This is a genomic window from Dietzia sp. DQ11-38-2 (assembly GCF_014145055.1).
In the GTDB taxonomy this organism is placed as follows: Bacteria; Actinomycetota; Actinomycetes; order Mycobacteriales; family Mycobacteriaceae; genus Dietzia.
The window spans coordinates 1-2963 of sequence record NZ_JAALDW010000392.1; the positions used below are offsets into that span (position 1 = coordinate 1).

Annotated in this window: 4 protein-coding genes and 1 pseudogene; 1 reads left to right on the plus strand and 4 read right to left on the minus strand. The window is 72.8% G+C overall.

The window, feature by feature from the left end:
* Positions 1-471, minus strand: a 471-nt coding sequence (locus tag G6026_RS12950; protein ID WP_182613418.1) for a DAK2 domain-containing protein, incomplete at its 3' end; no start/stop codon positions are given.
* Positions 472-600: 129 nt separating this feature from the next.
* On the opposite strand from G6026_RS12950, the gene G6026_RS12955 reads away from it, so the two are divergent.
* Entirely contained in the window at positions 601-1395 is a 795-nt protein-coding gene (locus tag G6026_RS12955) for an enoyl-CoA hydratase-related protein (protein WP_182613419.1), read from the plus strand.
* A gap of 36 nt (positions 1396-1431) precedes the next feature.
* On the opposite strand, the gene G6026_RS12960 is transcribed toward G6026_RS12955, so the two are convergent.
* The 3 genes and pseudogenes from G6026_RS12960 to G6026_RS12970 all read right to left on the minus strand — a co-directional run.
* Positions 1432-2142, minus strand: a complete 711-nt coding sequence (locus G6026_RS12960; RefSeq protein ID WP_182613420.1) for a uracil-DNA glycosylase — start codon at positions 2140-2142, stop codon at positions 1432-1434.
* 4 nt (positions 2143-2146) lie between these two features.
* Positions 2147-2668: a gamma carbonic anhydrase family protein gene (locus G6026_RS12965; RefSeq protein WP_107756666.1), complete on the minus strand. Its 522-nt coding sequence runs from the start codon at positions 2666-2668 to the stop codon at positions 2147-2149.
* A 9-nt stretch (positions 2669-2677) separates the two neighbouring features.
* Positions 2678-2963, minus strand: a pseudogene (locus tag G6026_RS12970) (thiamine-phosphate kinase); the annotation flags it as partial.

Below are 2963 nucleotides of genomic sequence, written 5' to 3' on the forward strand. Positions count from 1 at the left end.
GGCCGCCTCGCGGAGCACGGTCACGATGGTGCCCTCGACCGGATCGCTGAGCGCGTGGTCGACGAGGGTGACCGCCGTGCGGAGAGCTCGGCGGTAGGTGGAGGCGTCGACGACCGTGAACGTCGCCGCCTCGCCGACCGCCCGGAGGACCTGCGACAGGATGACGCCGGAGTTGCCCCGCGCGCCGTGGACGGCGCCGTGCCCGAGCGCCACGGCGATCTCACGGGCACCGGCGCTCCCCCCGCCCTCGGAGATCCATGCCTCCTCACCCTCGGCGCGGTCGACGGCGGCTCTCATCGTGTAGAGCAGATTGGTCCCCGTGTCCGAGTCCGGGACCGGGAAGACGTTGAGGGCGTTGATCTCCTCGCGATGGGTCGCGAGGTGCTCCACGCACCGGCGGGCCCAGTCCAGGAGCCCGTGGGCGTCCAGCGATGACGGGCGTTCCTCGACACTCGTCGACTCGTGTGCCATCACCCCTCCTCGGCGCCGCTGACCCCAGCTGTCCGACTCCGTCGGTCGGCCCGGCCAAGCCTAGTACCCTCACCGTGCGACACCCTGTCGAACAGGCCGAGACGGCCCGTACCACTCCCTGGAGACCAGATGACCCCTGACCTGACCGCCGCTCCCCTCGTCACACTCGCTGACGGCGTCCTCACCATCCCCGTCTCCCTCGAGGGCAAGGGGAACTCGCTGGACTCCGACGCCGTCACCCAGGCGGGCACCGCGCTGACCGCCCTCCTGTCGGGCGAGATCGACGCCGGCGCCATCCTCCTGGTGGGGTTGGGCAAGAACTTCTGTGCGGGCGGCAACGTGCCCGGATTCGCCGCGGCCGAGAACCGTTCGGAGCACGTCCGGGAGCTGGCCGACCGGTTGCACGGGGTGGTCCGACAACTCGAGGAGGCGCCCGTGCCGGTGGTGGCCGCGGTGGCCGGGTGGGCGGCGGGCGCGGGACTGTCTCTCGCCCTGGCCGCCGACTTCTCCGTCGGGGGCCCGGACACCCGCCTGCTCGCGGCCTACCCGGGCATCGGCCTGTCCCCGGACGGTGGCATGTCGTGGCGTCTGCCCCGGGCGATCGGGGCGGCGGCGGCCCGGGCGTTCATCCTCGGCAACGAGCCCGTCGACGGGGCGCGGGCCCACGCCATCGGACTGCTCACCACCTTCACGGAGGAGGACGTCTCGACCACTGCTCGCGACCTGGCCGTCCGCCTCGCGAACGGCCCGCGGGCCTCGTACGCCGCCACCAAGGAACTGTTGCGTCGGTCCGGCGAGAGAACACTCGCGGAGCAGCTCGACGCGGAACGGGACTCCATCGCGGCGCTGGCGGTGTCTCCTGACGGGATCGAGGGCGTGGACGCGTTCGTCGCCAAGCGCACCCCGCGCTTCGGCGGGGTCTGAGCGCACCCCGCGTTCCGGCGGGGTCCGAGCGCACCCCTACGTCTGATCCGGCAGCTCGGGCAGCCGCCAGTCGACGGGGTCCACGCCGAGCCGGCACAGCTCGTCGTTCGCGCGGCTGAACGGGCGGGACCCGAAGAACCCACGCGAGGCCGACAGCGGCGAGGGATGCGCGGAGGCGATGACCGGTGTGCCCCCGAGCATCGGCCCGAGGGACTGTGCCTGGCGCCCCCAGAGGATCGCGACCATCGGTCGGTTGCGCTCGATCAGCGCCTCGATCGCCCGCCCGGTGACCTCCTCCCACCCTTTGCGCTGGTGGGAGGCGGGCTGCCCCGGAGCCACGGTGAGCACCCGGTTGAGGAGGAGCACGCCGCTGCGGGTCCAGGCACTCAGGTCACCGTGTGCGGGGGCCGGCAGCCCGAGGTCGTCGGTGTACTCGCGGTAGATGTTGACCAGACTCCGCGGCAGGGGGCGGACGTGTCCGTCCACGGCGAAGCTCAGACCGACGGCGTGGCCCGGGGTCGGATAGGGGTCCTGACCCACGATCAGCACGCGGACGTCGTCGAACGGCTGGGTGAACGCGCGCAGGATCCGGTCACCGGTGGGGAGGTGGCCGCGCCCCGCCGAATTCTCCTCGCGCAGGAAGTCGCCCATTCGCCGGATGCGGTCCTCGACCGGCGCCAACGCGCGCGCCCACCCCGGTTCGACGAGCTCGTCCAGCGGGCGTCGGCCCGCGTCGCCCCCGACCACCCGGTCAGTCGATCCGTCGCAGCTCGGAGCGGTACCGCATCGCGTTCTCGTGGTATTTCTGCGTGTTCCCCTCGAGCATCGCCGGGTCCACCTCGTACCCCTCGCGAATCCTCGCGGGCGCCCCCATCGCCATGCGCGCGGGGGGGAGCTCGAACCGGGGCGGGATCAGGCACCCGGCGGCGACGACCGCCCCGGCACCGATCGCGGCGCCGTTGAGCACGATCGAACCGGAGGAGACGAGAGCACCGTCCCCGATCGTCGCCCCCTCGATGTGCGCGTTGTGGCCCACGATGCAATGCTCTCCGAACACCGTCGGTTCGGTCTCGGTGCAGTGGACGATCGTGCCGTCCTGGATGTTGGTCATCGCACCGACCTCGATGCGCCCGTAGTCTCCGCGGAGGACGGCGGTCGGCCACACCGACACGCCCGGCCCCAGCCGGACGCGGCCGATCACCACGGCGTCGGGGTGCACCCAGGCGTCGGGGGCGATGTCGGGTTCGAGGTCTCCGAGTGCGTAGACGGCCATGCGCTCAGCCTAGTTCGCGCCCCGTGCGGAGTCCCAGCCCCCCGGGGTGCGCGGGCGGCCGTCCAGATAGACGGCCCCGGGGTCCCCCTCGCGGATCGTCCCGATGACGGTGAAGCCCGGGGGCACGGTCGTCCCGGGAGGGAAGGTTCCGAGCAGCCCGTGATCCTCCCCGCCGTCGAGGATCCAGTCCACGATCTGCGCGTCGGGGTCGCCGAGCCCCAGTGCCGCAGCGGCCTCGCCCAGCCGGGGATCGACGGGCAGCGCCCCGACGACGAGGTCCGCGGCCACCCCGGAC